The 247-nt window shown below is 53.4% G+C and carries 1 pseudogene; it reads right to left on the bottom strand.

Going from position 1 to position 247, the window contains the following annotated elements:
• Positions 1 to 247 (bottom strand): annotated as a pseudogene (locus tag R0J87_RS23300) (DNA repair protein RecN); the annotation flags it as partial.

Genomic DNA, 247 nt, shown 5'->3' with positions numbered 1-247 from the left:
CGCGAGATCGCCGGAATTGGACAGGCGCTTGTGCTCTTCTTCCATCTCAGCAAATTCGTCTTCGCCCAGTGCCAGATCATTGAGCTCTTTGACCTGATACTGGATCAGCTGTTTTTGCGCCTCGTTATCGGCACGGCTCTGGCTCAGGCGGTTCAGCTCATTTTTGGCATGCCGCCAGGCTTGATAATCACTGCTGACTTTTTCCATCAGGGCATGATGGCCGGCATAGTTGTCCAGCATTTCCTGC

The organism is Halomonas sp. SIMBA_159, assembly GCF_046536035.1.
GTDB lineage: Bacteria > Pseudomonadota > Gammaproteobacteria > Pseudomonadales > Halomonadaceae > Vreelandella > Vreelandella venusta_A.
The sequence above is the reverse complement of the archived record's forward strand: the minus strand, read 5'-3'. Positions and strand labels throughout refer to the sequence as shown.